The organism is Amycolatopsis balhimycina FH 1894 (genome assembly GCF_000384295.1).
Taxonomy (GTDB): Bacteria; Actinomycetota; Actinomycetes; order Mycobacteriales; family Pseudonocardiaceae; genus Amycolatopsis; species Amycolatopsis balhimycina.
On sequence record NZ_KB913037.1, the window covers coordinates 2,282,538 to 2,304,127 of the forward strand.

At 70.5% G+C, this 21,590-nt stretch carries 24 protein-coding genes; 10 read left to right on the forward strand and 14 right to left on the reverse strand.

The genetic code is table 11. The features are described 5' to 3' along the window. Positions 1-286 precede the first annotated feature (286 nt). The 3 genes from A3CE_RS0109555 to A3CE_RS0109565 are packed head-to-tail and all read right to left on the reverse strand — an operon-like array spanning position 287 to position 3,196. Complete coding sequence (locus A3CE_RS0109555) at positions 287-1,762, reverse strand: aldehyde dehydrogenase family protein (protein WP_020639854.1); 1,476 nt, start codon at positions 1,760-1,762, stop codon at positions 287-289. 13 nt (positions 1,763-1,775) lie between these two features. Continuing rightward, positions 1,776-2,183: a MarR family winged helix-turn-helix transcriptional regulator gene (locus tag A3CE_RS0109560; protein WP_020639855.1), complete on the reverse strand. Its 408-nt coding sequence runs from the start codon at positions 2,181-2,183 to the stop codon at positions 1,776-1,778. 50 nt (positions 2,184-2,233) lie between these two features. Further along, positions 2,234-3,196, reverse strand: a complete 963-nt coding sequence (locus A3CE_RS0109565; RefSeq protein WP_026468320.1) for an amidohydrolase family protein — start codon at positions 3,194-3,196, stop codon at positions 2,234-2,236. A gap of 241 nt (positions 3,197-3,437) precedes the next feature. Between A3CE_RS0109565 and A3CE_RS0109570 the strand changes: the two genes are divergently transcribed. Then, on the forward strand, positions 3,438-4,289 hold the full coding sequence (locus A3CE_RS0109570) for an NADP-dependent oxidoreductase (RefSeq protein WP_245589473.1): 852 nt from the start codon (positions 3,438-3,440) through the stop codon (positions 4,287-4,289). Between the two features lie 46 nt (positions 4,290-4,335). Here A3CE_RS0109570 and A3CE_RS50685 read toward each other — a convergent pair whose 3' ends face one another. The 7 genes from A3CE_RS50685 to A3CE_RS0109605 are packed head-to-tail and all read right to left on the reverse strand — an operon-like array spanning position 4,336 to position 11,529. After that, positions 4,336-5,184, reverse strand: a complete 849-nt coding sequence (locus tag A3CE_RS50685; protein ID WP_020639858.1) for an SDR family oxidoreductase — start codon at positions 5,182-5,184, stop codon at positions 4,336-4,338. Further along, positions 5,181-6,305, reverse strand: a complete 1,125-nt coding sequence (locus tag A3CE_RS0109580) for a zinc-dependent alcohol dehydrogenase (RefSeq protein ID WP_020639859.1) — start codon at positions 6,303-6,305, stop codon at positions 5,181-5,183. The genes A3CE_RS50685 and A3CE_RS0109580 overlap by 4 nt, the downstream gene beginning before the upstream one ends. Then, positions 6,302-7,294, reverse strand: coding sequence for a cupin domain-containing protein (locus A3CE_RS0109585; protein ID WP_020639860.1), 993 nt, complete (start codon positions 7,292-7,294; stop codon positions 6,302-6,304). The genes A3CE_RS0109580 and A3CE_RS0109585 overlap by 4 nt, the downstream gene beginning before the upstream one ends. 43 nt (positions 7,295-7,337) lie before the next feature. After that, on the reverse strand, positions 7,338-8,057 hold the full coding sequence (locus A3CE_RS0109590; RefSeq protein WP_020639861.1) for a methyltransferase domain-containing protein: 720 nt from the start codon (positions 8,055-8,057) through the stop codon (positions 7,338-7,340). A gap of 13 nt (positions 8,058-8,070) precedes the next feature. Then, on the reverse strand, positions 8,071-8,877 hold the full coding sequence (locus A3CE_RS53415; RefSeq protein WP_020639862.1) for a helix-turn-helix transcriptional regulator: 807 nt from the start codon (positions 8,875-8,877) through the stop codon (positions 8,071-8,073). A gap of 26 nt (positions 8,878-8,903) precedes the next feature. Next, on the reverse strand, positions 8,904-9,821 hold the full coding sequence (locus A3CE_RS0109600) for a VOC family protein (protein ID WP_020639863.1): 918 nt from the start codon (positions 9,819-9,821) through the stop codon (positions 8,904-8,906). 16 nt (positions 9,822-9,837) lie between these two features. Beyond that, positions 9,838-11,529 (reverse strand): bifunctional 3-(3-hydroxy-phenyl)propionate/3-hydroxycinnamic acid hydroxylase, encoded by a 1,692-nt coding sequence (locus A3CE_RS0109605; protein ID WP_125591756.1) that lies wholly within the window; start codon positions 11,527-11,529, stop codon positions 9,838-9,840. A 32-nt stretch (positions 11,530-11,561) separates the two neighbouring features. On the opposite strand from A3CE_RS0109605, the gene A3CE_RS0109610 reads away from it, so the two are divergent. Next, on the forward strand, positions 11,562-12,356 hold the full coding sequence (locus A3CE_RS0109610; protein WP_020639865.1) for an IclR family transcriptional regulator: 795 nt from the start codon (positions 11,562-11,564) through the stop codon (positions 12,354-12,356). Positions 12,357-12,365: 9 nt separating this feature from the next. Here A3CE_RS0109610 and A3CE_RS0109615 read toward each other — a convergent pair whose 3' ends face one another. Beyond that, positions 12,366-12,839 (reverse strand): MarR family winged helix-turn-helix transcriptional regulator, encoded by a 474-nt coding sequence (locus A3CE_RS0109615; protein WP_063714245.1) that lies wholly within the window; start codon positions 12,837-12,839, stop codon positions 12,366-12,368. 45 nt (positions 12,840-12,884) lie between these two features. On the opposite strand from A3CE_RS0109615, the gene A3CE_RS0109620 reads away from it, so the two are divergent. Beyond that, on the forward strand, positions 12,885-13,640 hold the full coding sequence (locus A3CE_RS0109620) for an SDR family NAD(P)-dependent oxidoreductase (protein ID WP_125591754.1): 756 nt from the start codon (positions 12,885-12,887) through the stop codon (positions 13,638-13,640). A gap of 33 nt (positions 13,641-13,673) precedes the next feature. Here A3CE_RS0109620 and A3CE_RS0109625 read toward each other — a convergent pair whose 3' ends face one another. Beyond that, a complete protein-coding gene (locus tag A3CE_RS0109625) occupies positions 13,674-14,552 on the reverse strand; it encodes a helix-turn-helix transcriptional regulator (RefSeq protein ID WP_020639868.1) in 879 nt (292 codons plus the stop codon). Positions 14,553-14,731: 179 nt separating this feature from the next. On the opposite strand from A3CE_RS0109625, the gene A3CE_RS0109630 reads away from it, so the two are divergent. The 5 genes from A3CE_RS0109630 to A3CE_RS0109650 are packed head-to-tail and all read left to right on the forward strand — an operon-like array spanning position 14,732 to position 18,906. After that, entirely contained in the window at positions 14,732-16,138 is a 1,407-nt protein-coding gene (locus tag A3CE_RS0109630) for an MFS transporter (protein WP_020639869.1), read from the forward strand. Positions 16,139-16,154: 16 nt separating this feature from the next. Continuing rightward, a complete protein-coding gene (locus A3CE_RS0109635) occupies positions 16,155-16,529 on the forward strand; it encodes a DUF2255 family protein (protein ID WP_020639870.1) in 375 nt (124 codons plus the stop codon). A 33-nt stretch (positions 16,530-16,562) separates the two neighbouring features. Then, positions 16,563-16,886: a carboxymuconolactone decarboxylase family protein gene (locus tag A3CE_RS0109640; RefSeq protein WP_020639871.1), complete on the forward strand. Its 324-nt coding sequence runs from the start codon at positions 16,563-16,565 to the stop codon at positions 16,884-16,886. A gap of 10 nt (positions 16,887-16,896) precedes the next feature. Continuing rightward, a complete protein-coding gene (locus A3CE_RS0109645; RefSeq protein WP_020639872.1) occupies positions 16,897-17,883 on the forward strand; it encodes an aldo/keto reductase in 987 nt (328 codons plus the stop codon). A 33-nt stretch (positions 17,884-17,916) separates the two neighbouring features. Beyond that, the gene (locus A3CE_RS0109650; protein WP_020639873.1) at positions 17,917-18,906 is read left to right on the forward strand and encodes an aldo/keto reductase; all 990 of its coding nucleotides are present in this window, start codon (positions 17,917-17,919) and stop codon (positions 18,904-18,906) included. Here the strand turns inward: A3CE_RS0109650 and A3CE_RS0109655 are convergent. Both A3CE_RS0109655 and A3CE_RS0109660 read right to left on the reverse strand, forming a co-directional pair. Further along, on the reverse strand, positions 18,894-19,118 hold the full coding sequence (locus A3CE_RS0109655) for a hypothetical protein (RefSeq protein WP_125591752.1): 225 nt from the start codon (positions 19,116-19,118) through the stop codon (positions 18,894-18,896). The two genes, A3CE_RS0109650 and A3CE_RS0109655, sit on opposite strands and share 13 nt — an antisense overlap. A gap of 172 nt (positions 19,119-19,290) precedes the next feature. Then, on the reverse strand, positions 19,291-20,085 hold the full coding sequence (locus tag A3CE_RS0109660; RefSeq protein ID WP_020639875.1) for an SDR family NAD(P)-dependent oxidoreductase: 795 nt from the start codon (positions 20,083-20,085) through the stop codon (positions 19,291-19,293). Positions 20,086-20,157: 72 nt separating this feature from the next. Here A3CE_RS0109660 and A3CE_RS50695 point away from each other — a divergent pair, with 72 nt between their 5' ends. Both A3CE_RS50695 and A3CE_RS0109670 read left to right on the forward strand, forming a co-directional pair. Further along, positions 20,158-20,649 (forward strand): MarR family winged helix-turn-helix transcriptional regulator, encoded by a 492-nt coding sequence (locus A3CE_RS50695; protein ID WP_245589474.1) that lies wholly within the window; start codon positions 20,158-20,160, stop codon positions 20,647-20,649. A gap of 48 nt (positions 20,650-20,697) precedes the next feature. Next, on the forward strand, positions 20,698-21,588 hold the full coding sequence (locus A3CE_RS0109670; protein WP_020639877.1) for a helix-turn-helix domain-containing protein: 891 nt from the start codon (positions 20,698-20,700) through the stop codon (positions 21,586-21,588). Positions 21,589-21,590: the final 2 nt, after the last annotated feature.

Consider the following 21,590-nt stretch of genomic DNA (forward strand, 5'->3'; position numbering starts at 1 on the left):
GTGTGGTGAGCGTGGTGCGTCGGACTGGGACCCGCAGGTCACGGACTTGATCACCGCCGGCGAGGTCCCGGGCCGCTGGGCGCTGCTGGACCGCCCGCCGCTGCGGCACTGGAGTCGCGGCCGGATCACGCTGCTGGGCGATGCGGCGCACCCGATGTTCCCAGCCGCGCCCGCCGGAAGACCAATCACCTGCCCGACGGTCCCGGGCAGCAGGCGCGGGACGCCGCCCTCGCCGGGACGGACCCGTTGGTGCGCAACGGCTGGATCTACGGCTACGACGCCGAGTTCACCCGCTGACTTCGACCGACGGCGCCCAACGGCGGATGTCGGCGGTGCCGGAGGGCAGCCGGATGCTCTTGCTGTAGCCGTACTCGTGCAAGGTCTCCAGCGCGACTTCACGGCCGTACCCGCTCGCGCCGACGCCACCGAACGGAGTTCCCGTAAAGGCGCGGTTGTAGTTGTTCACCATGACGAACCCGGCCCGCAGCGCCCGGCTCACGCGCAGCGCGCGCTCCGAGTCACGTGTGAACACCGCGGCCAGCAAGCCGAAGTCGGTACCGTTGGCGATGCGGACCGCTTCTTCCTCGTCACGGAACGGAATGAGCGTCACCACCGGGCCGAAGATCTCTTCCTTGGCGATACGCATGTCCGGGTGGGCGCCGGTGAACAGCGTGGGCGGAACGTAGAACCCGCCGGCCAGGCGGGGGTCGTCCGGCAGTGGCGCCTGTGCCGCGATCGTCGCACCTTCCTTGACGCCGATGTCGATGTAGTCCAGTACTCGCTTGCGCTGGGCGGCGCTGACCATCGGTCCGACATGGGTCCCGGGGTCGGCGCCGTCGCCTACGCGCAGCCGCGGCACCGCTTCGGCGTAGCGGCGGACGACCTCGTCGTGGATGTCGGCCTGGACCAGGACGCGCGACGCCGCCGTGCACGCCTCGCCCTGGTTGAAGAAGCCACCCTCGATCGCCCACGGCAGCGCGGAGTCGAGGTCCGCGTCGCCGAAGATGATGAACGGGTTCTTGCCGCCGAGCTCCATCAAGGTGGGCGTCAGGTTGTCGGCGACGGTCTTGAGGACCGCCGAGCCGGTCGCGGGCGAGCCGGTGAGCGAGATCTTTCCGACGAGCGGGTGGCCGGCCAGCGCCGCGCCGATCCGGTTGGTGCCGGGAATGATGTGCACGACGTCGTCGGGCAGGATGGACTGGATGATTTCCACGAGCCGGAGGGCGGACAGCGGCGCCTGTTCGGGTGGCTTGATCACCACCGCGTTGCCGGCGGCCAACGCCGGGGCCAGCTTGCTCGCGGTGTGGATCGGCGGCCAGTTGAACGGCACGATCGCGCCGACGACACCGTACGGCTCGAGCAGCGTGAGATCCAGGACGTTCCCTTCGTCGCGGAACTGCCCCGGCATCGCCTCGCACAGGCTCGCGAACAACTCGAAGATCCCGATCGCGGCCATGAGGTCGAACTGCCGCGCCTGCGACAGGGGCTTGCCGTTGTCGCTCGTCTCGAGCGCGGCGATCTCGTCGGCGTTCTCGCGCACTGCCTGAGCGACCGCCCGCAGCCACCGGCCTCGCTCGCGGGGCGGCCGCGCCTTCCACGAGAGGTGCGCGTCGTAGGCGGCGCGCACGGCCGAGTCGACTTCCTTCTCACCGGCGCCCTGGACCACGGCCAACGGCGCTCCGGTCGCGGGGTTCTCGACGGTGAAGCGGTCGGCGTCCTCTTCGGACGACCATTTTGTACGGACAACATTCACTTCGGACATCGTGATGCCTCTTTCACAGTTCGCGGGCCGCAACGGCGACCCGTCCGAGCAGAGCTCTGAGCGTTGCGGTGTCCGCGTCCCCCAGCTGCTCGGTGATCTTCTGTTCGATCTCCGCGACGACAGCGTCGGCCAGGCCCAGCACCGCGCGTCCGGCCGCGGTGAGGTGCAGCTCCTGCACCCGCCGGTGCCGGGGATGCGTCCTGCGCTCCACCTGGCCCCGCTCCTCCAGCCGATCCGCCAGCGCGGCCACCGCTTGCGGGGTGACGCCCAGGCGGCGGGCCAGCTCCGCCCCGGTCAAGCCGGGATGGGTGTGGACGGAATAGAGCAGCGAATAGTGCGCCACCGACAATCCCAGCGAGCGCAGCCGCTGTTCCTTCAGCGCCTGCATGGCCAGCTCTGCCCGTCGGAGCGCCCAGGTCACCCGGTCGGACGCACGTCTCTCACCCTCCTGTGTGGACGGGGGACCGACGTTCACAATCCCAGGACGCGTTCCGCGTTGCCGTGGGCGATGCGCTCCAGGTCGGCCGGGGAATAGGGCGCGGTGCGCAGGAACTCGACCGCCTCGGCACTCGACTCGAACGGGTAGTCGATCGAGAACAGCACCCGGTCGATCCCGACCGCGTGGGTGGCGCCCAGCAGCGCGGCGTGCGACATGACACCGCTGGTGGTCACGTACACGTTGTTCCGCAGGTAGTACGAGGGCAGCTGCCGCGTCCGGTCCTCGGGTGCCACGTGCGCGTAGCGGCTGTCGAGGCGGGCCAGCTGGAACGGCAGGAGCTCCCCCATGTGCCCCAACGTCAGCGACGCGCCCGGGAACTCGTCGAACACGCCGCGGTAGATCACCCGCAGCGCGTGGGCGGCCACCGTCGCGGTCCACCCCCACGACGGCCCGGCCAGCACGGGATGTCCCTCGAAAACCCGCCAGTTGTCGGCCGGCACCGTGCCCGGGTGCAGGTACAGCGTCACCCCGAGACGCTCGAGTTCCGCCCAAACCGGCCTGAACTGCGGCTCGTCCAGGTAGTGGCCGCGCACGTGGTCGTTGTACAGGACACCCTTGAGCCCCAGCTCCTCCACGGCCCGGCGCAGCTCCACCACCGCGGCCGCGGGGTCCTGCAACGGAAGGGCCGCGAAGCCCGCGAATCGGTCCGGGTGCTCAGCGACCGCCTTGGCCAGGTGGTCATTGACAAGCCGCGCGGCGGCGACGGCCTCTCCTGGATCGCCGATCATCTCGAGACCGGGCGAGGCCAGCGAAAGAACCTGCATGTCGACGCCGTTCGCGTCCATGTCCGCCAGCCGCAGCTCGGCGAGATCGGCCAGGCGCCGGAACCACTCCTGCGCCGTCGGACCCGGCACCGCGAAGCCCTGCCGGATCGAACCTTCCTGTTTGATCGCCCCGGGGACCGAGAACGCTTCTTCCACAGCGATAACGCGCACAATCTCCTCCAACCTGGCCCTGCTTGCCTTCACCGTACTCAAGTACCTGTCTTGCATCAAGCACTTGATGCTAATTAACTCCTTTAGAGTGAGCAAGGTCCCGCGGACGTCCGGCCGGAATACCGGTGCAGGTCGCGGGGTTGTCGCGGACATGGCAAAAGCAGTGGTGGCCACCGGCTTCGGTGGACCGGAGAACCTGTCCCTCGTGAACCGTGAGGTCCCTCCGCCGGGACCGGGGGAAGTGACGATCGAGGTACGGGCCGCCGGGGTGAACCCGTTCGACACCAAGGTGTACAGCGGCGCGTTCGGCACCGATCCGGCGACCTTGCCGATCTCGCTCGGCGTGGAGGTCGCCGGGGTGGTCACCGCCGTCGGGGATGGGGCGACCGGCCCGGCGGGGCCGCTGAGCGTGGGAGACGAAGTCGTCGCGCGCCCGAGCGGCGGCTATGCCACCGCGGTGACCGTCAAGGCCGCCGTCGTGGTGCCGAAACCGGCCGAAGTGTCGTGGGAGGTCGCCTCCGGCCTGCTCGCGGCCGGCGGCACCGCCGTCCACGCGCTGACGCTGCTGGATCTCAAGGAGGGTCAGACGCTGGTGGTGCACGGCGCGTCCGGCGCGGTCGGCCTTCTCGCCGTGCAGCTGGCCGTGGCCGCGGGCGTCAAGGTCGTCGGCACGGCCGGCGGCACGCGTCACGAGTTGCTGCGCCGGCACGGCGCCGTACCGGTCACCTATGGCGACGGGCTGCTCGACCGGCTGCGCGAGGCGGCGCCGTCCGGGGTGGACGGCGTGTTCGACGTCGCCGGCACCGACGAAGCCATCGACGCGTCCCTCGAGCTCGTCAGCGACCCGGCGCAGATCGTTTCGGCGGTGGCGTTCGGCCGCGCGGCCGCCGGGATCCGGCTGATCGGCGGCGGACCGGGGGCCGATCCCGGCACCGAGATCCGGGGCGAGGCGTGGCGGACGCTGCTGCCGCTCGCGGCGCAGGGACGGCTCGAACTCCCGATCGGCCGGACGTTCCCGCTGTCCGAAGCAGCGGCCGCGCACGAGCTGGTGGCCGGCGGTCACCCCGGCGGCAAGGTCGTGCTCCTGCCCTGACCGTCCCTGGGCCCGGGCCCGCGCGGGATCCGGGCCCACGACGTCCTCACCGCTCACGGCGTGCGGTGGTGGCCAACGGCGTGGGCCCACGGTCGAGAAGATGTTTCAGGACGGTGGGATTGCCGGGATACCCGCTGCGGTCGTAGTGAGCGAACATCGTCAGCATCTCCAGCGCGGTCGGGAGGGGCAGCTCCGGCGGAAGCGGCCACTGCAAGGGCGAAACGTGCTCGGCCCGCAGGTCCACGCCGGTGGCCTGCCCGATCCGCTGGATCATCTCGCCCGCGGTCAGCCGTTCCGGCCCGGCCAGCTCGTAGCTCGCATAGACGTGCTCACCCGGCTCGGCGCAGACCAGGCCGATGACTTCCGCCACGTCACGGAGATCGACGAGCTGGAACGACGCCGTGGGCCGGAACGGAAGCCGGACCACGCCGTCGCGAGGGGCCTGCACGAACCGCAGCAGCGACTGCTGGTACATGGCGGGCTGCACGATCGTCCAGCCCACCGAAGACCGCCGGACCAGGCTTTCGGCATGCAGTTTGCGGACGTGGTGCGGCATGTCGGGCAGATTCGCGTGCAGCACCGAGTAGTACACGAAGTGCCCGACGTGCTCGGCTGTCACGGCACGCAGGGCGTCGGCGGTATGGGTCTCCTCGCCGGCGTCGAACGGCGGCGCGATGAACACCAGCGTGTCGCACCCGGTCACCGCCGCCCTCAGCGAGCCCGGCCCGTCGAGGTCGATGGAGACCACGTCGTGCGCACCGGCCTCCCGGGCGGTCTCGGCGGAGCGCTCGCTGTGCACCAGGCCTCGGGTCCTGATCCCGCGCCGGGCGAGCTCGGCGACGACGTGCCGCCCCGTGTGACCGCCCGCTCCGATCACCGCAACCTGCTGTGTCATCCGGAAGCCATCCCTTCCGATGAGGGGTTGACGACGGTCATCCACATCGGCTTGTCGACGCGCTGCTGGATCGCGTCCACGGCTTTGATCGCGTCGGTGAGCGGGAACCGGTGGGTGATGAGCTCGTCGCACGCGAGGGCACCGGTCTCGAGCAACCGCAAGACCGCCCGCGTGTCGTTGCGGGTGCAGGCGCGCGTGGTGAGGAACCGCCAGCACCGCATCATCATCGCCACCGGTGGCAGCGCCAGCGGGGTGGCGTTGGCTCCCATGTGGACCAGCGAGCCGCCGGTGGCCAGTGCGGCCATCGCCTGGCCGGTGGCCGGTCCGTCCGGGATGAAGTCGATCACGGCATCGGCTCCGCCGGGCGCCAGTTCCCGCAGCCGTCCGGTCAGTGCGCCGCTCGCGGCCCAGCCTTCGGGAAGGTCGTCGAGGGCGACGAGACCGGTCGGCACGCCGGCCAGCCCGGCGACGGGCTCGAGCCGCGCACGGTCCCGGCCGACCAGGACGAGCTGCGCGATGCCGAAGTGTTCCGCGAGCTTGACGGTCGCGGTGCCCATGGTGCCGGTCGCGGCGGTCACGACGACGGTGGACCCGACCGGCAGGTCGGCGCACTTGAGCGCGCTCACCGCGTTGGCGAGGTCGTGCACCTTGGCCGCGACGTCGAAACCGACCGAGTCCGGCAGGGCGTCGATCAGCCAGTGCGGAACCCGGATGTACTCCGCGAGCCCGCCGTCGTGGTACTCCGCGTAGAGCGGCATGGCGCCCTGGCCGAGGGCCGCGTGCCCGAGCAGGGCGCTCTGGGCGCACATCATGTCGCGGTCGGTGCGGCAGTGGGCGCAGTCACGGCAGTTCAGGACCGGGTGCACCCGGACGCGGTCGCCCACGGTGCGGCCGCGCACGTCACGGCCGACGGCGGCGATGGTGCCGGCGGCTTCGTGGCCCACGGTGGTGGGCAGGTGTTTGAACACGCCCATCTGCAGCAGGCGCATGATGCCCGGAGCCAAGCCTGCCGAGGCGACTTTGACGACCACGTCGAGCGGACCGGGCTCCGGGACGGGAACCTCTTCCAGGACCAGCGTTTCCGCGCCGCGATGGGCGCGGAGTGCGAGCATCGTGGTCATGAGCAAACCTCCGCGCCGAGGGTGGCGAGCCGTTCGGGCGTGTAGGTGTCGGCGATGCGGCTGGTCTCGGCGATCTGCGGCAGTTCGCGGTGCGAGAGCAGGCTGAGGTAGGCACCGGCCTCGGTCGCGGCGCTGGCGTGGGCGATCCCGAGCGGGATGCGCACGAAGTCACCGGGCTCGAGGTCGACGACACCGCGCTGGGTGAGCAGGGTCCGGCGGCCGTGCGCCTGGTACTGGATCTCGTCGGCGTCGAGGGTGCGCCGGTAGCGCCGCTCGCCGCCGGGGGCGACGCGCACGTGACCGAGCCGGATGCGGTCGGTCCCGTACAGCCAGGTGGTGGCCTGGCCGGGGTCGGGCCGCAGGAGCTGGATGCGGCGGCGCGCACCGTGGACGTGGCCGAGCAGCTGCTCTTCGTCGGCCGGGAAGACGGTGATGTCGTGGCCGACCGAACCCATGCACTGGGTGATCGCCTCGTTGGCCTCCCCCGCCCGCCAGCCGGGGAACGCGGGGAACCTCGTCTGGGACTCGCGCGTGCCCGGCACCAGCTCGCTGACCGGCGCCGGAATGTAGAACAGCAGGTGGCTGTCGGCCACGCAGTAGTTGTCGTGCGCCACCCCACGGGGGATGCGGGAGAAGTCGCCGGGCCGGTGGTCGAGCACACCGAGCTCGGTCATCAGGGCACGTTCGCCGGCGATCTGGTAGGAAATCTCGTCCACGTCGCAGTTGCGGTGGTAGAACGGCTGCCGGCCCTCCAGGATCTGCCACTCGACGCGGACCTCGTCGTTCTCGTAGACACCGCGTGGCGGGGCGTACGGCAGATCCTGGTATTCCTGCGGGTAGTGCACCACCGACAACGGCGGGTGCTCACCCCACAGCTTGACCGGCACCTTCGGTGGGTGCGGAGGCGACAGAAGCAGGTGCTCGTCGCGTACGACGCTCTGCAGAGGTTCCGCGGAACCCAGAGCGATGATGTCTTCGACTACCCGCACGGGGAGGCCTCCTCGTCTCGAACTGGCATCGGCGCGATTGCCCTTATTTCTTCCGGCCCCAGAACATTTCGATGCCACGCCACTCGAACACGCGCGGATCGGCCACGCGGTCGCCGAAAGCGGCCCGGACCTCCTCACCCGAGTAGTACGGGATCTCGACGGGTGGGACGAACTCGAACATCTTCCGGAACCACTGGCTCAGGTGCACGTCGGCGTCGACGCGCGACTCGAAGGTCGGTCCCCGGAGGACCGCTTCGGCCAGCACGATCCGCCTTCCGGGCTTCAGGACGCGCAGGAGGTCACCGGCCGTCTCCGCCCAGTCGTCGCAATGCTGCGTGGCCTGGAGCACGGCGACGCAGTCGTAGGATTCGTCCTCGGCTCCGTCGGCGTAGTCCCACCGCCAGCACCCGCGCACTCCGTTGCGGCCCTTCGTACCGGACAGCACGGCGCGGCGGCCGTCGAGGATGATCTCCGTCGAGTCGACCGTCCCTTCCGGACCGACGAGTGCCTGGATCTCCTTGTCCCAGCCCGCCGGACCGACGCCCTCCCCGATCAGCAGCACGCGGTCGCCGGGCCGCAGCTCCAGCAATCCGTACACGATCTCGGACACCGGCCTGGCCGGCTCGCGCCAGATGTAGGGCAGCCCGCCCGCGATCGACACCGCGAGCTCCCACTTCCGCCGCGCCTCGGGATCGCGGATCTCCGGACCCATCAGGTCCTCGTCCCAGGGCTGGATGTAGTCCCACGGGTTACCCGTCTCCATCACCTTCCACCTTTCATCGCAAAGTTGTTCGTCGCGTCGCCGACGGAAGTTCGCCGAAACGCTCGCGGTAGGCGGCCGCGAACCGGCCGAGATGGGTGAACCCGGCATTCAGGGCGATCACGCCCGTCTTCTGCCGGGACGCCGGCAACGCGGCACGGACCCGGTCCAGCCGGAGGTTGCGGACGTGCGTCATGGGTGACACGCCGAGGTGCTCGCGGAACGCCGCGTCGACCGTGCGCGCGCTGCGTCCCGCTGCCTGCGCGAGGTCCCCCAGCGTGATCCGTTCGGCGAGGTGGGCCTCGATGTACTCGACGGCCCGGGCGAGGTACCGCGGACCGAAGTCTTCCGGAAGCAGCCCGGAATGCGTGTGGCGGTGCGCGAGCAGCAGGCTCGTGACGAGTGATCGCACCTCCGCCTCGCGGACGGCGGGCCGGCCCAGCAGGCCGTGCACGAGGTCGCGGATGCCCGGCCCGGTCGGCTGCGCGAGGTCGAGGGCGAGCGTGAACCGCGGATCCGTCCCGGGTTCCCGGCCGAGCAACGCGGTCAGTTCCCGCCGCACCAACCGGCGGTACAACCGGACGACGAGCATCCCGGCCGGTCCCCCGCCGGGCCGGACCACCAGCCGCTCACCGGGGTTCACGACCGCGGCGACCGAGCGAGTGACCCGAAGCCGCTGCCCGTCCCGCTCGATGGGGAGTTCACCGAAGATTCCGAAGACCACGAGGTAGGACGATTCCCGCTGGGCCGAGGCGATCGCTTCGAGACCGAGGCCGGATGCGGCGAACCCGACGGCGAACTCGTCGTCAACGAAGCCGTGCACCGGCCGGTGAGACAACAAAGCCGAGCTCATGACGTCTTGCGCCAGCCCGGCAGCTGGCCACCCCAGAGGTTGACGCTGCGCGGCACCGGGGTCCACCGGCGGGGCACGTAGGTGACACGGTCGTCGTGGAACTTCTCCATCTCCGCGGACAGCTCCACGTGGTTGCCGGCGGGGTCGTCGAAGAAGACGAAGAGGTTGTTGCCCGGCCCGTGCCGGCCCGGCCCCCACACGACGTCGACTTCTTCCTCGGTGAGCCGGTCGCACCAGGCCTTGAAGTCTTCCCACTGCGCCAGGTCGTAGGAGTAGTGGTCCAGTCCCGCCCGCGGGCCCCGCACGATCGCGAGCGTGTGGTGGTCGGAGTTGCTGCGCAGCCAGGCGAAACCGCCGTCGGCGAGCTGGTCCGAGATGCGGAATCCGGCCACCCCGGTGTAGAACGCGGCCATCCTGGCGACGTCGGTCGTGGCGAGCGTGACGTGCTGGTACTTGATCGGCCGCCGCCCGGTGTCCGCGGCGTGCTCACCCGAGCGCCGCACCGGACCGTGGAAGTGCACCGTGGTGCCGTCCGGGTCGGTGCACACCAATCCGGACGGCTCGGCCACGGCCTCGTCCACGAAGGACTCGTCCAACCGGGACACCGGGTGACCGGCTTCGCGAAGCCGCTTCTCCAGTGCGTCCAAGCCGCCAGGGTCGGCGATCTCGAAAGCGATGTGGTCCACCGCCGGTTCGCCGGGCAGCAGATCGATGACGTGGTGCCCGCGGCCCCAGCCGAGCCGCGCGCCGCCGCCCGAGAGCTCCGCCTGCGGTTCCATGCCGAGCACGCGGCAGTAGAACTCGCTGCACGCGGCGACATCGGGCACCCGCAGGCCGAGGTGTGACGTGGCGGTCCTGCGCAACGTCCCAGCGGTTTCCGGTTCGGGCAGGGTGACCCGTTCTTGGTGTGGCACGTCCGTTCCTTTCGTGTTACGCGGCCGCCGTCGCGGGCCGCGCGGCCAGGTGCAAAGCAGTGAGGTCGGGTGCCTGACCGGCCGGCCACGTGGCAGCGACGAACCGATCCGGACGAAGCAGCACGAGCCGGCCCCGGTAGGCGGCGAACTCCTCGTCCAGACGGCCGTCGAGATCGATCAACGCGGTGAAGTCGCCGGCCGCGGGCATGCGGTCGTCGACCGGCACCTGCACCAGCGACGGTGACAGCACGGCCACCGATTCGGCCGCGCGGCGCACGTCGGCCGGGCCCACTCCGACACCCACCAGCGCCCAGCCCGGGCCGAGCGCGTCGTCCAGCAGCCGGATCCGCCTGCTGCCGGTGTCGAACACCCGTGGTTGCCCGACCGTCACCCCGACCAGCTCGCGTGGCCCCGAGAGCAGGCCGTCGGTGTAGACGTGGGGCGGGCGGAAGCGCATCTGCTCGAAGAACGAACGCCCCGCGTCGGTCTCCACCGCGGCGCCGATCAGCCGATCCCGGTGCCGTGCCAGGCGCGGGCGGGTCGTCATCACGATCCGGCCCAGGCGCTCCGACAGCCGCACGGTGGCTTCCGCGTGCGGTCGCCGTTCGGTCTCGTAGGTGTCCAAAGCGGACTCCGCCAGCCGACCGGCCAGCACATCGGTGATCTTCCACGCGAGGTTCGCGGCATCCCGGATGCCGGAGTTGAGGCCCTGACCGGCGAAGGGCGGCATCATGTGGGCCGCGTCGCCGAGCAGGAAGGTGCCGCCCACGCGCCAGCGGTCGGCAACCACGGCGTGGAACCGGTAGGTGACCAGTCGTTCGACCTGCGCGGGGGTGACCTCCCGGTAGGGCGCCAGCAACCGGCGCACCAAGCCGAGGTCCGGTCGCACGCCCGGTTCGCCTTCGCCCGGCCGCAGCAGGAACTCATACCGGCAGCGCCCGTCCCGCCCGGGGATGATGACGTGCGGGCGATCCGGGTCGCCGTGGTGCATCCCGTAGCGCTCGTCGTGCCGGTCGCCGAGCAGGTCGGCCACCAGCCACGCGTCGCCGTAGCTGCGGCCGGTCATGCCGATGCCCAGCTGTTCCCGGACGGTCGAGCGGCCCCCGTCGCACCCAAGCACGAAGCGGGCTCGCACCGGTCCTCGCGTGGTCTGCAGCTCGACACCGTCGGCGTCTTGTGCCAGCGCCGTGACGGCGGTCCCCAGATGCAGCGTGACATTCGGCCGGGCGCGCAGGTGCGCCGCGAGTTCGCGTTCCAGGTCCGGCTGTGCGAACGGGTTCTTGGACGGGTAGCCGAACCGGCACGGCTGGGCCGCCCGCGTCTGGAACACCGGCCGTCCGGTGGCGTCGTAGTAGCGGGTCCCCGTGCCGGGCACGATGATCTTCAGGATGCAGTCGGCCAGCCCGGCCCACTGATAGACCCGCAACGACTCGTCGTCGATGCTGATCGCCTTGGGCTCGTCGCTGGTCCGGGTGCGGCGTTCGAGCACGGTCACCCGGACACCGCGCGCGGCGAGCAGCGCGGCCGCCGTCATCCCGACCGGTCCGGCGCCCACGACCACGACGTCGCTGTCCTGCCTGCCCACACGTTGTCCCTTCTCCGACAGCCTGGTTTCCCGTTCCGGCGATCTCAGCCTCAGGCTATGGTCCTGTTTTATGAAACACAAGTCCTGTTTTACAGGACAAACCCGAGGTGCGGCCGAGTACACCGGTGCCGGCCGTTTCGGTTAGGTTGTCGGGTATGACAGGGGATTCGGCGCGCTCCGGCAGCACCTACCGGGAACGCAACTCCACAGCGGACAAAGCGCTGGACATCCTCATGATGTTCGACGACCAGCACCTGGCACTGTCCGCGGCGGACGTCGCCCGGCAGCTGGGCGTCGCCCGCTCGACCGCGTACCGCTACCTGCAAAGCCTCGTCGGCACCCAATTCCTCGAAGAAGCCGACACCGGGGGCTACCGCCTCGGCAGCCGAGTACTCGAGCTGGCACGGCTGGCCCGCCGCGGGCTCGGTCTCTCCGAAGCGGCGCGGCCGGTCATGCGACGGCTCGCCGCCGACGTCGGCGAAGTCGTCCTGCTCACCCGCCTCGCCGGCGCCGCGGTGATCTGCCTGGAACGAGAGGACGCCGCCGCCCGCGCGGTCCGCATTTCCTACGAGCGCGGCGAAGTCCTCCCGATCAACGCCGGCGCGGCGGCCCACGTCCTGCTCGCCTGGCTGCCCCAGGAGCAGATCGACGCGGTGCTGGCCGGTGTGCGGTTCCCCGCCTTCACCGAACGCACCCTCACCACCAAGCGCGACCTCGCGCGCCGGCTGACCGAGACCCGCAAGCTCGGCTACGCGGCCAGCCGCGGCGAACTCGACCCGGACGTCCTCGGCGTCGCCGCCCCGATCCGCGACGAGAACGACGCCGTCGTGGCGGCCGTCAGCATCGCCGGGGTCTCCGCCCGCGTTCCCGACAGCCGGCTTCCCGCGCTCGCCGAAGCCGTCCGCGACGCCGCAACCGAAATCAGCGCGACACTGGCCCTGCGCGGCTGAGCACCACGGCTAGCCCGCATCCCGCGGCAACGGAGTTCCCCAGTCGGCGCCGAGGATTTCGCGCAGCTGCTCGACCCGGTCCAGGCCCAGGCGCTTCGCCAGTTCGTCTTCGAGCTCGACGAGAACCTTGCGCGCGGCACGCAGCCGGTCGGCAGCTCTGGCGGTCGGACGGACCAGCTTGCTGCGCGCCGACGACGGATCCGGCCCGACTTCCAGCAGGTCGGCCTGGACCAGTTCACGCACCGCCTGGTGCGCCGACTGGCGCGTGGTGCCCATGCGCCGGGCCAGCTCCGCGATCGAGGTCCCGTCCCAGTCGACCTGGGCAAACATCTCGAACTGCCCCATGCTCAGCGCCGGATCGCCCTGGAGCGCGAGCCGCGACTGCACGCCGTCCCGGTACCACCGGTAGGCCTTTCTGACCAAGGGCCCCAGGAGGGGACCGTCCTGGTCGAGCGTTTCGAACGCGGTTCTCTGCTGCGGCATGCTTCCCAGCATACCGTCAGGTACCCTGACAGTGTGCTGACATCGATGACAAAAGTAGCGGTGATCACCGGAGCGAGCCGCGGAATCGGCGCGGCGGCGGCGGTGGAGTTCGGCCGGCGCGGCTATGCCGTGGTGGTCAACTACCACAGCCGCAAGGACGCGGCGGACGCCGTGGTCGAGGCGGTCGAACAGGCCGGCGGCAAGGGAATCGCCGTCCCCGGCGACATGCGTATGCGGGACGAGGCGGCCGGTCTGATCAACGCGGCGGTCGAGCACTTCGGCCGCGTGGACACCCTGGTGTGCAACGCCGCGATCCAGGTCAAGCGGGCCGCGTTCGCCGACCTGCCATGGGACGATTTCGCCGCCAAAGTGACCGACGAACTGGCCGCCTCCTACCACGTCACGCAGCTCGCCCTGCCGATCATGCGGGAGCAGCGCTACGGCCGCCTGGTGTACGTGTCCAGCGGCATGGCGGAAGGCCCGGGCGCCCCGGACATGATCGGGCACGGTACGGCGAAAGCCGCGCTGAACACCTTCGCCCGCTACATCGCGCACGAAGAAGGACCGCACCGCATCATCGCCAACGTCGTGGCACCCGGCTACGTCCGCACCGACGCCACCGCGGCGGCGGCCACGGCGCTCAGGGGCATCGAAGCGAGGATCACCGAGCACTCCCCGCTGCGCAGGGTGGCGGACCCGGTCGACATCGGCCGCGTGATCGCCATGTTCGGCAGTGAGGACTGCAGTTACGCCACCGGCGTCGTGGTGCCGGTGAACGGCGGCATCATGCTGGCGCACTGAGAGAGCTGCCCGCTCGCAGCCGGACTGGCGTCGCTAGCGGGCGCTCTCGTCGGCCGAGGTGTCGATCTGGGTGGCGGCCCAGCTGGCGAGCAGGGCCAGCGCGTCACCGGACGGGGTGCCGGGTTCGGCGGTGTAGGCGGTCAGGGTGAGCTGTTCGCTGCTACCACTGAGCAGATCCATCGCGTCGAAATCGAGATCCAGCGCACCGGCCACCGGGTGCCGGAAGGATTTGACGCCCGCACGGTGCAACCGGACGTTGTGCGCACCCCATCGGGTGCGGAAGGCGTCGCTGCGCGTGGCGAGTTCGCCGATGAGCTCGGACAGCTCGCGGCTGTGCGGATCGCGCCCGGCCTCGGTGCGCAGCAACGCCACCGTCGTGTCCGCCGCGTCGTCCCGATCGGGGTAGAAGTCCTCGGCGCGGGGATCGAGGAAATTGAACCGCGCGATGTTCGCCCGGTGCGCCGGAACGTCGAGTACCGGGGCGTACAGCGCGCGCCCGAGCGCGTTGATCGCGAGGATGTCCAACCGACCGTTGCGCACGAAAGCCGCGGCCGTGGTCATCGAGTCGAGCAGGCGTTGCACGCTGGGCCGCAGCGTCGGCTTGGTGCGACGCCGCGGTGCCTTGGTGGTCTTGGCCGCACGGGCGAGGTTGAACAGGTGCGTTCGTTCGGCCTCGTCCAGCTGCAGGGCGCGGGAGACCGCGTCGATGACCTCTTCGGACACTCCACTGATGTGTCCTTTTTCCAGCCGCGTGTACCAGTCCGTGCTCACCCCTGCCAGGATGGCGACCTCCTCGCGGCGCAGTCCTGGCACGCGCCGTCGGCCGCCACCCGGCGGCAGGCCCGCCTGCTCCGGGGTGATCTTGGCGCGCCTGGTGGTGAGGAAGTCCCGGATCTCCGCTCGGTGGTCCATATAAGCCACCGTACGACGCTCCGCCCGTTGGAAGAGGGGTCGAATTTCTCCCCCGATAACTCCGCCCTCCCACGCGGGCCCGGTGTTAGGTTTTGTCGAGGGTGGCCGCGCAGTTCGGCCGGCGAATATCAGACAACCGAGACCGAATTCCCCATTCGTGTACCAGGAGACCTTTCCGCATGTCCTTTCCGGTGGCCGCCGGCAGCGCGGAACGCTGCGCCGGCCCCGCGGGTGCTCCGGCGCAAGCACGCCCGGCACTGATCGCGGCCGTGCTCGGGTTCTTCGTGATCACCCTCGACGCGGTCGTGGTCAACGTGGCGCTGCCGTCGATCCGGGCCGATCTCGGCGGCAGCGTGGCCGGGCTGCAGTGGGTGATCGACGCCTACACCGTGTTGTTCGCCGCACTGCTCCTCACGGCGGGCTCTCTGACGGACCGGACCGGAGCTCGCCGGACGTTCGGCGCCGGCTTGGCGGGGTTCGTGCTGGCGTCGGTGGCCTGCGGCCTCTCGCCGACGCTGGCGGCGCTGGTGGCGGCACGGTTCGTACAGGGTAGCGCGGCGGCAGTGATGACACCGTCGTCGATGGCGATGATCCGCCAGGCGTTTCCCGAGCCGGTGACGCGCGGGCGGGCGCTGGCCATGTGGGCGATGGGGGGTGCGGTCGCCTCCTCGTCCGGGCCCGTTCTGGGCGGGGTGCTCGACGCGATCGACTGGCGGTGGATCTTCTTCGTCAACGTGCCCGTCGGCGCGTTGGCACTCCTGCTGCTCACTCGTGTTTCCCGGTCGTCCCGCCGTCCCGCCCCGGTCGACGCGGTGGGCCAGGTCACCGGCGTGCTCGCGATGGGCGGGCTGACCTACGGCGCAATAGAGGCCGGGACGGCGGGCCTGACGGCGCCCCGGGTGCTGGGCGCGTTCGCGATCGCCGTGGCGGCGCTGACGCTGTTCGTGGTGACGGAGCGGAGGGTGGCACATCCGATGACGCCGCCCGGGTTGTTCCGCTCCCCCACTGTGGTGATCATCGTGGCTACCGGGTTCGCGTTCATGGTGTGCTACTTCGGGTTGCCGTTCGTGTTCAGCCTCTGGTTCCAGGAGGTTCGAGGACTGTCCGCGTTGGCCACCGGCGTGGCGTTCCTGCCGATGATGCTGATCGGCGCGGCATTGACGCCGTTCTCGGCCCGGCTGGCGGAACGCTTCGGCCACAAGGTGCTCATCGTGGCCGGGCTGCTGTCGATGACGGCCGGATCGATCGTGCTGAGCCTGCTCCCGGCCTCGACTCCGCTCTGGGCGTTGTCGGCTCTGATGATGCTGGTCGGGCTCGGCGGCCCGCTGGTTTCGCCGCCCGCCGCCACCGTCCTGCTCGATGCCGTCACCGCCCGTGACACCGGGACCGCGTCCGGTGTGTTCAACACCAGCCGCCAGGTCGGCGGCGCGCTCGCGGTCGCGGTGTTCGGCGCGCTGCTGGCCGACCCGGCCACGTTCCAGCAGGGAGTGCGCACCAGCCTGCTGCTCGCCGCGGCGGTCGCCGCCACGACCGCGATCGCCGCCCTGCGGTTGCGCATTGTCCGGACCACGCTGACGGACACCTGAAGATGAAGGGCGCCAGATGACCGACTGGACCGACCAGGAACTGGACCGCATCGGCACTGCCGAAGAGCTGGAGATCACCACCCGCCGCGGCGACGGGTCGCTGCGCACGTGGGTGCCGATCTGGAGCGTGCGAGTCGGCGACAGCCTGTACGTGCGCTCCTACCGCGGCACTGAGGGCGGCTGGTACCGGCATGCGGCCGGCCAGGGCATCGCTCGTGTCCGCGCGACCGGCGTCGAACGCGACGTCACCGTCGAGCCCACCGGCGAAGACACGCCCGCGATCGACGACGCCTACCGCGGCAAGTACGCCCGCTACGCCGGCAGCCACCTGCCCCCGATGCTGTCCGACCGAGCCTCGGCCACCACGCTGCGGCTGCGGCCCCGCGACTGACAACGGAACACCCGGCAAAAGGAGAAAGTGGACATGACGAACAACGAGCCGTCCGGCGCGCAGAAGATGTTCGGCGGTTTCGCGCCGGCACTGGTCACCTTCACCGACGACGTGCTGTTCGGGCAGGTTTGGCCCCGTGAGCAGCTCTCGCCGAAGGACCGCAGCCTGATCACGGTGGCTGCGCTGATCACCGGCGGCAACACCGAGCAGCTCACCTATCACCTCGGGCTGGCCAAAGAAAACGGCGCCACCGAGGACGAGCTGAAAGAGGCCATCACCCACCTGGCCTTCTACGCCGGCTGGCCCAAAGCCATGTCCGCGATGGCCGTGGCCAAGCAGGTCTTCGAAGGCAACTGAGGCGGCAACCATGGAAACCCGGATTCTCGGCACGGACCTCCGTGTCTCCGCCATCGGACTCGGCTGCATGGGCATGAGCCAGAGCTACGGGCCGCTGCCCGACCGGCGCGACGCGATCGCACTCATCCGCGCCGCGGTCGATCGCGGCGTGACGTTATTCGACACCGCCGAGGTGTACGGCCCGTTCACCAACGAGGAAATCGTCGGTGAGGCGCTCGAACCGGTGCGCGAGCGGGTCGTGATCGCGACCAAGTTCGGCTTCGCGTTCGACGCCGACGGCAGGCAAACCGGCCTGTCCAGCCGGCCCGAGCACGTCAAGCAGGTCGCCGACGCGAGCCTCCGCAGGCTGCGGACCGACACGATCGACCTGTTCTACCAGCACCGCGTCAACCCCGATGTGCCGATCGAGGACGTCGCCGGCGCCGTCGGGGAACTGATCCAGGCCGGGAAGGTGCGGCACTTCGGGATGTCGGAGGCCGCCGCGGCCACGATCCGCCGCGCGCACGCCGTCCAGCCGGTCACCGCGGTACAGAGCGAATATTCGCTGTGGTGGCGCAAGCCGGAAGCCGACGTGCTGCCGATGTTGGAGGAACTGGGCATCGGGTTCGTGCCCTACAGCCCGCTGGGCAAGGGCTTCCTCACCGGCGCCATCAACAGCACCACCTCGTTCGGCAGCAACGACATCCGCGCCACCAACCCCCGCTTCACCGCCGAGGCCCGGCGGGCCAACCAGGTCGTGGTGGACCTGCTCGACACCATCGCCGCCCGGAAGCAGGCGACCGCGGCGCAGGTGGCACTGGCGTGGCTGCTCGCGCGCAAGCCGTGGATCGTCCCGATCCCCGGCACCCGCAAGCTGCACCGCCTCGAGGAAAACCTCGCCGCGGCCGACCTTGAACTGACCACGGAGGACCTCGACGAAATCGAAACCGCCGCGGCCGGCATCGACGTTCAGGGCGCCCGCTACCCGGAAGACCTGGAGCGGCTGACCGGTCGCTGAGCCGGAGATCCTCGACCAGCTCGGAGGAGCAGAATGGACTATCAGCATCTCGGCCGCACCGGCCTGCGGGTCAGCCGGCTCGGCCTGGGCACGATGAATTTCGGCATGACGACCGATCAGCCCGGTGCCTTCGAAATCATGGACACCGCCCTGGCGATGGGGATCAACTTCATCGACACGGCGGACGTCTACGGCGGACCTCAGTCGCCGGACATGGAGAAGGGCTACGGGGTCTCGGAAGAGATCATCGGCCGCTGGCTTTCCCAGAGCGGTGGCCGGCGCGAGCGGATTGTGCTGGCGACCAAGGTCTACCAGCCGATGGACACCGGGCCCAACGACCGGCGGCTTTCGGCCTACCACATTCGCCGGGCGTGCGACGAGAGCCTCCGCCGGCTCCGGACCGACCACATCGATCTCTACCAGATGCACCACATCGATCGGTCCACGCCGTGGGAGGAGATCTGGCAGGCGATGGACCAGCTCGTGCGCGAGGGCAAGGTGACCTACCTCGGCAGCAGCAACTTCGCCGGCTGGGACATCGCCACCGCACAGAACGCCGCCACCACGCGAAACATGCTCGGCTTGGTGTCGGAGCAGAGCTTGTACAACCTCGCCTCCCGGACCGTCGAGCTGGAGATGATCCCGGCTCTTCGCCACTACGGTGTCGGGCTCATCCCCTGGAGTCCGCTTGCCGGTGGCCTTCTGGCCGGCGTCTTGCGGAAGGCGAACGAAGGCCGCCGCGCCGACGAGCAGCTGCAGCGACAGGTCGAGCGGCATCGCCCCCAGCTCGAACGATACGAGGCGCTCTGCGCGGAACTCGGCGAGCAGCCCGCCGACGTCGCGCTGGCGTGGCTGCTGCGGAACCCGGTCGTGACCGCCACGATCGTCGGGCCACGAACCAGCGAGCAGCTCAACCGCAGCCGGCGTGCGCTGGAGATATCCTTCTCCGAGGAGACGCTCCGAGAGCTGGACGACATCTGGCCGGGCCCGGGAGGCGAAGCCCCGCAAGCCTACGCTTGGTAGCGGTCGCCCCGATCTTCGCCTTCGGACCAAGAAATGCGGTCGGCTTCCAGGTCTTCGATCAGCTTCGCTGCCCAGTCCACTTCGGACTGCCGCTGGTGGTGCGCGAACCCGAAGTCCGACCAGGACACCTGGGGCAGCTCGCTCTCGCGCAGTTCCGCCACGATGACGTCGTCGGCCGCGATCCGCGCGTGCAGATTCGTCACTCGTGTCATGAGCTGGTCCAGGAAGTCGTGCCGGCCGAGCGCATGCCCGCCGACAGGGCGGGCTCAGCTTCGCCCTTCCGGTTCCCCGGACGCCGGCGCACGACCTGCGTCGCCTCGTACGGGTGCATCGGCCGGTGGCTCAAGAGTGTTCGAGGATCACCATGGCGCGGTGAGCGGGCTATCAGGGCGCCGCGGTGGCATACCGCTCGGCCAGGGACGACCGGCTGCCCGCGGCGAGCAGCGCCCGTTCGGCCTCCTGGAGCCGATCCAGGGCCTCGGGCCCGGCCAAGCCCGGTACGCAGACCGTTTCCCGGCGGGCGACGGCGACCGCGGCCGCCGTCGCGACCTCCTCGGGGGTCATCGCGTCCGGGCGGTTCCGGTTGGCTCCGCCGGACCACTCGGTCGCCACCTGGCCCGGGCAGACCACCGTGGCGTGGACCCCGCTGCCGGCCAGCTCCCCCGCCAGGGTCCGGACGAACGTGACGGTCGCGGACTTCGCGGCCGCGTACAGGGTGCGGGCCGGCATCCCGGGAGCACTCAGGCCCCCGCTGAAGGCGAGCAGCGACGCGACCGCCATGATGCCGCCCTCTCCCCGGGCGAGGAGGGAGGGCAGCACGGCGTGGGCGAGGGTGACCGGAGCAGTGGCGTTCAGCCGCCACAACGCGTCGAGATCGGCGGCCGGCACGTTCTGCAGCGGTGCATAGCCGGACGCCCCGGCGTTGGAGATCAGCAACCGCACGTCCCCCGCGGCAGCCCGCTCCGCGGCGGCCGCCAGCCCCTCGGGCGTGGAGAGGTCGGCGGCGAGGGTCTCCACCGCGGCACCTCGCTCGCCGGCCCGCGTGGCGACCTCCTGGAGGCGATCACGCCGCCGCGCGAGCAACACGAGGTCGTGGCCGCGCTCGGCGAAGGTCAAGGCCATTGCGGCACCGATGCCGCTGCTGGCGCCGGTGATCAGGGCGAGAGGTCGATTCGTCATGCCGTCACTCTATCAAGTTCTTGATACATGACAAGTGCTAGGCAAACAGCAAGCACCTGTACGCTGTCGGGTGTGAGCAGCAGAATCAAGCCCGGTTCGGGCCAGGATGCACCCGGCGAGGAATCCCTCGATCGGGTGACATGGGCGTTGCGCCGGGCCGACCTGGCCATGCAGGCGGCCAAGGAGCCGCCGCTGCGCGCGGTCGGCGTGCCCGGCTCCCAGTACCAGGTGCTGATCAACTTGGAAACCGTCCCCGGGATCACCGCGGCGGAACTGGCCCGGCTGGTCGGCATCACCCCGCAGGCGGTCGCCCTGCTGACGGCGAAGCTGCTCGACCAGGGACTGATCGAGCGACGCGCCCACCCGCGGCACCGCACCGTGCAGGAACTCCACCTGACCGAGGCGGGCCGGACGGAGCTGAACAAGGCCGAGCACATCATCGGCGACCTCGAACGGCACGTGCGCGAATCCCTGGGGGCGCAGCGGTACAAGCAGCTCCGCGCGCTCCTGAACCAGGTCATCGACGACCTTCCGAAGTGGACCCCGCCGGACCCGCGTCCGTGAGGTCACTCGTCCGGTGCGACGTTCCCGCCGAGGAGGCACACTGAAGCCATGAGCAGCGACAACGGCCGGCTGAAGGAAGTCGGGGACTTCCTGCGGGCGCGGCGCGCCGAGCTGAGCCCGCAGATCGTCGGACTGGCCGCCGGCCCGGTGACCCGGCGGGTGCCGGGCCTGCGCCGTGAGGAGGTGGCCCGGCTCGCGGCGATCAGCACGGACTACTACCGGCGGCTGGAGCAGGGCCGGATAGCGGCGTCCGGGCCGGTGCTGGACCAGCTGGCCCAGGTGCTGCGGCTCGACGACGACCAGCGGGCCTACCTGTTCGAGCTGGCCGGGAAGCCCGCCGGCAAGCCGCGTGTCACGCAGGCCCGGGCGATCAGCCCGCAGCTGCGCCGGCTGCTCGACCAGATGCCGGAAGCCGCCGCGCTGGTGCTCGGCAGCGGCATGGACATCCTCGCCTGGAACCGCCTGGCCGCCGCGCTGATCACCGATTTCGCCCGGATCCCCGAACACGAGCGCAATTACGTGCGAGTGGTGTTCACCGACCCCGCGATGCGCACGCTCTACCCGGACTGGGCGGACGTCGCCCGCAAAGCGGTCACGAACCTGCACATGGACGCCGCCCGGCACCCGGACGACCCCCGGCTCACCGAGCTGGTGCGGGAACTGTCCACCCGGGACGCCGACTTCCGGGACTGGTGGCACGGTCAGCACGTCACGAGCAAGGGCCAGGGCACGAAACGGTTCCACCACCCGGTCGTCGGCGACCTCACCCTCGACTGGGACACGCTCATCTGCGACACGGCCCCGGACCAGCACGTGATCGTGCTGACCGCCGAGCCTGGCACCCCCTCGCACGACGCGCTGCGCATCCTGGCCTCCTGGAACGGCGAGGAGGTGCCGGACGGCGACGGAACCCTCGCCGCCCGGCAACCACTGCCCTAGGC